Genomic DNA, 3,524 nt, shown 5'->3' on the forward strand with positions numbered 1-3,524 from the left:
TGTAGTGGCATAGTGGTTCTGGCCACCTGATTTTGAGTGTATTATCACTCACAGAGAAAGTCAGGTGGATATGATGACAAAAACGAGAAATTTCAGCCCCGAGTTCCGTTTGGAGGCAGCCCAGCTTGTGGTTGACCAGGGCTACACAGTGAAAGCAGCTTGCGACGCCATGGGGGTCGGCAAGTCCACCATGGAGTATTGGGTGCGCAGGCTTCGAGCCGAGCGTTCAGGCAAGGCTCCACAGAAAGGTGAGGCGCTAACCCCAGACCAGCGCGAGATTCAGGATCTCAAGCGAAAGCTACGGCGGGTGGAGGAAGAGAAGGAAATATTAAAAAAGGCTACCGCTCTCTTGATGTCGGACTCCCTGAGCAATTCTCGATAATCGAGCGACTTGAAGAGAGCTATGCGGTGCAGCACCTGTGCCAGGTGTTTGGGGTGCATCGTAGCAGTTACAGAGCCTGGCGTGACCGGGACAGAACGCCTTGCGAAGCAGAGGAGAAGCTGCTGGATCAAGTTGTGGAGGCGCACGCGGCCAGTAACGGCTCCGCTGGTGCACGCAGTATCGCCACAATGGTCACGCAGGCTGGAACGCCGCTTAGCCGTTACCGTGCCAGCAGGCGAATGAAGCAGCTGGGACTGGTTAGCACGCAGCCACCAAGTCACGCTTACAAGAAGGCGGATCAGCCGCATCTCGATATCCCTAACCTTCTGAACCGGGAGTTCGATGTAAAGGAGCCGAACCAAGTATGGGCCGGTGATATCACCTATAGTGTGCCCGGAGTTCGGGCCGAGCAGGATGCTCAAACGAACCACGAGTTTATCTGGAATATTTGATTGATAAAACAGGAGAAGAGTCAACGAATCCCACTGTATGCGACAGTGGTGAGCCTGAGCGGCAGTGACCTGCGGTATGCCCGTAGGGTGATGTAACCCGCTGACAAAGGGGATTGAGGCGAGATCACTAAGCCAAGATGATCCTCAAGGCTGAGTGTTGAAAGGCTGAAGAACATGAACCCATTAATCCGCCTCTGAGGGTTGGAATGTCACCACAGCTTACGTGATCTAATAAGCTGTGCAGAGGGTAATCGGCGTCAACAAGTATGTGCCGCCGAACGAAGGTGTCGGAAAATGTATGTCCGACACTGGGACAGCAGTTCTGTCGCACATGGGACTGCTGACCTCTGCCAACTTGCGGCAAGCAAGGGTAAAGAGTGCGATGGGCAGCCTCCTCAACATGCTGGAGTCCAGATAAATGAACCGGGGAAGGTCAATGAAGGATGCTAAAGGGGCATGACCCAGAAGCCTCGTTGACTGGCGGAGCTCCCGTAGTAGTCCGCGATGGGGAAAGCCCATTACATGGCGAAGGGGGGCAGTTTAAACAGGTTTGCCAAGCAAACTACCTGACCAAACAGGGTGAAGACCTTTGATAATCAGTGAAATGCAAAGCAAACTGGCTACATGGGCAGCCGCTGATCCAGACAAACGGATTGATCGGTTGCTTCGTTTGATAGCACAGCCTGAATGGCTAGCTGAAGCAAGTCGGATAACGCTGTCGGCCAAGGGTGCTAACACACCGGGGATTGACGGTGTTGATAAGCGAATGCTGCTACCCAGGCTGTCGGATCTGCTGGGTGAACTACGTGATGAGCTGCTTAATGGCAGCTATCAACCTCTGCCGGCCCGACGGGTGTACATCCCTAAAGCCAATGGTAAGCAACGGCCACTGGGAATTCCAACGTTGCGGGATCGGATCGTACAAAGAGCTATGCTGATGGCAATGGAGCCAATATGGGAAAGCGATTTCCACAGCTTATCCTACGGCTTCAGACCAGAGCGCAGTGTTCATCATGCGATCCGTACTGTTAAGCTGCAACTGACGGATAGCCCTGAGAAACGGGGCCGTTGGGTTGTTGAGGGAGACCTGTCCAGCTATTTTGACACAGTTCACCATCGACTGCTTATGAAGGCTGTCCGCCGTAGAGTCAGGGACCATCGGTTCCTGAATCTATTGTGGAAGTTACTCAAAGCAGGTCATGTTGATGCGGGACTGTTCCGAGCAGCTAGTGAGGGGGTGCCACAAGGCGGTGTGATATCACCACTACTGTCGAACATCATGCTTAATGAGTTTGATCAGTACCTGCACCGACGCTACCTCAGTAAGAAGGCACGTAAAGATCGATGGTACTGGAATCACAGTATCAAGATTGGAAGAGGCCCTGCGATCCAAGAGAACCGACAATGGCAGCCTGCTGTTGCTTACTGCCGATACGCTGATGATTTTGTCATTATCGTCAAAGGCACTAAAGCACAAGCAGAAGCTATTCGGGAAGAATGTCGTTCAGTGCTCGAAGACAACCTGAAGCTCAGGTTGAACATGGCGAAGACGCATATTACTCATGTTAATGATGGCTTTGTTTTTCTTGGGCATCGTATTATTCGAAAACGCAGTCGCTACGGTGATATGCGTGTCGTCTCTACGATCCCAAGGGAGAAAGCAAGAAACTTCGCTGCATCACTGACAGCTCTGTTATCGAACGACTATAGTGGAAGCAAGATAGACAAGGTTGAACTCATCAATCGAAAGCTGGCCGGCTGGTCGACGTTTTACCAATTCGTTGATTTTAAGGCGAGAGTCTTTCGGTATATCGACCACGTCGTGTTCTGGAAGCTTGCACATTGGTTGAGCAGGAAGTACCGTTCCCGAATCAAGCCGCTGATGCGGAATTGGTTCCGGTACTCCAAATCTCTCGCCAGTAAAACCTGGATACTGTTTGGGAAAACAGACCGAGGTTTGTTGGTAGGGGTTGAGCTATTTCGTCTGGTGGGTCGTGGGAAGAAGCCATTTCGATGGCGCCTGCCTGATGAAAACCCATACATGCGGGCCGAAGCACGGAACACATTTACTTCTCGCTATAGAGACGTAGCTATGGCATTGTCCACTGCTTAAATGGAGAGCCGGATGCGCTGAAAGGTGCATGTCCGGTTCGGAGAGGAGAGACAGGGAGATAGTACGACTACGCCCTGTCTCTTACTCTACTATGGACCGGGGCACGGTGGGCTTATTTTGCAGTAGTGATCGACTTGTTTGCCCGTAAACCCGTCGGTTGGGCGCTATCCTTATCACCGAATACAGAGCTGATTAACAAAGCTTTAACGATTGCTTACGAATCACGCGGAGAGCCACAGGGGGTCATGTTTCATTCGGACCAGGGATGTCAGTACACCAGCCTGGGATTCCGGCAGTTACTCTGGCAATACCAGATGCAGCAAAGCCTGAGCCGACGAGGAAACTGCTGGGATAATGCACCAACAGAGCGGTTCTTCAGGAGCTTGAAAACGGAGTGGGTACCGGAGACCGGGTATCCGTGCTTTGCGTCAGCGAAGCAGTCGATCACGGAGTATATGATCGGTTATTACAGCGAGCTTCGGCCGCATAAGCACAACGAAGGTCTTCCGCCTAATGTGGCAGAGAAGACATATTGGAAAACCCAAAAGACGGTGGCCTAAAACACTTGACCACTACA

Annotated in this window: 3 protein-coding genes and 1 pseudogene; all 4 read left to right on the forward strand. The window is 52.0% G+C overall.

Translation table 11 applies throughout. The annotated features are described in order from the left end of the window. Positions 1 to 70 precede the first annotated feature (70 nt). Positions 71 to 382, forward strand: a complete 312-nt coding sequence (locus tag AAE514_RS18255; RefSeq protein ID WP_347332998.1) for a transposase — start codon at positions 71 to 73, stop codon at positions 380 to 382. Positions 383 to 408: 26 nt separating this feature from the next. Next, entirely contained in the window at positions 409 to 834 is a 426-nt protein-coding gene (locus AAE514_RS18260; RefSeq protein WP_347332996.1) for an IS3 family transposase, read from the forward strand. 589 nt (positions 835 to 1,423) lie between these two features. Then, the gene (gene ltrA / locus AAE514_RS18265; protein ID WP_347332997.1) at positions 1,424 to 2,947 is read left to right on the forward strand and encodes a group II intron reverse transcriptase/maturase; all 1,524 of its coding nucleotides are present in this window, start codon (positions 1,424 to 1,426) and stop codon (positions 2,945 to 2,947) included. Positions 2,948 to 3,027: 80 nt separating this feature from the next. Further along, positions 3,028 to 3,507, forward strand: a pseudogene (locus AAE514_RS18270) (IS3 family transposase); the annotation flags it as partial. Between the last annotated feature and the right edge of the window lie 17 nt (positions 3,508 to 3,524).

Source organism: Marinimicrobium locisalis (assembly GCF_039822625.1).
GTDB classification, from domain to species: Bacteria; Pseudomonadota; Gammaproteobacteria; order Pseudomonadales; family Cellvibrionaceae; genus Marinimicrobium; species Marinimicrobium locisalis.